Below are 889 nucleotides of genomic sequence, written 5' to 3'. Positions count from 1 at the left end.
CGCGTCCGCTGGCTGGCCGGCGAGCGCGCCTATATCGACGAATGGCCGATGACCGAGGCGCAGAAACAGGCGATCCTGGACCGCGACTATAATCGCTGCCTGGACCTGGGCGGGAACATCTATTTCCTCGCCAAGGTGTTCTCGACCGACGGCCTCAGCTTCCTGCAGGCGGTCGGCACCATGACCGGGATGAGCCCGGAAGACTATCAGGCGATGATGATCGCCGGCGGCCGCTCGCCTCAGGGTGTCCGCTCCATCAAGGAGAAACGCTGATGGCCCGCATCACTGCCGGTGTCGCCACCAGCCATGTGCCCGCCATCGGCGCTGCCATGGATCTGGGCAAGACCGCCGAGCCTTATTGGCAACCGCTGTTCGCCGGCTATGACTGGTCGCGGCAATGGATCGCGCAGGAAAAGCCCGATGTCGTGATCCTGGTCTATAATGACCATGCCTCCGCCTTCGACATGAAGATCATCCCGACCTTCGCGATCGGCTGTGGCGAACGCTACAAGCCGGCCGACGAGGGCTGGGGGCCGCGCCCGGTGCCCGATGTGATCGGCGAGCCGGACCTGGCCTGGCACATCGCCCAGAGCCTGATCCTCGACGAATTCGACATGACCATCATCAACGAGATGGATGTCGACCATGGCCTGACCGTGCCGTTGAGCCTGATGTTCGGCCAGCCCGACGCCTGGCCGTGCCGGGTGATCCCGGTGGCGGTCAATGTCGTCACCTATCCGCCGCCATCGGGCAATCGCTGCTGGCGACTGGGCGAGGCGATCGCCCGCGCGGTTGAGAGCTTCCCCGAGGATCTCAACGTGCAGATCTGGGGCACGGGCGGCATGAGCCACCAGCTTCAGGGGCCGCGCGCCGGCCTCATCAATGCCGA

2 protein-coding genes are annotated in these 889 nt (G+C 65.1%); both read left to right on the top strand.

Annotated elements, in window-relative coordinates:
• A partial coding sequence (ligA, locus tag JQK15_RS27735; RefSeq protein ID WP_214869648.1) for a protocatechuate 4,5-dioxygenase subunit alpha occupies positions 1 to 273 on the top strand: 273 nt, incomplete at its 5' end.
• The coding region (locus JQK15_RS27730; protein ID WP_214869646.1) for a class III extradiol dioxygenase subunit beta at positions 273 to 889 on the top strand (617 nt) is incomplete at its 3' end. The genes ligA and JQK15_RS27730, both read left to right, overlap by 1 nt.

This window comes from Sphingobium sp. BHU LFT2, assembly GCF_018604485.1.
Taxonomy (GTDB): domain Bacteria; phylum Pseudomonadota; class Alphaproteobacteria; order Sphingomonadales; family Sphingomonadaceae; genus Sphingobium; species Sphingobium yanoikuyae_A.
Note: the sequence above shows the minus strand (reverse complement) of the source record. Positions and strands in the feature narration are given on the sequence as shown.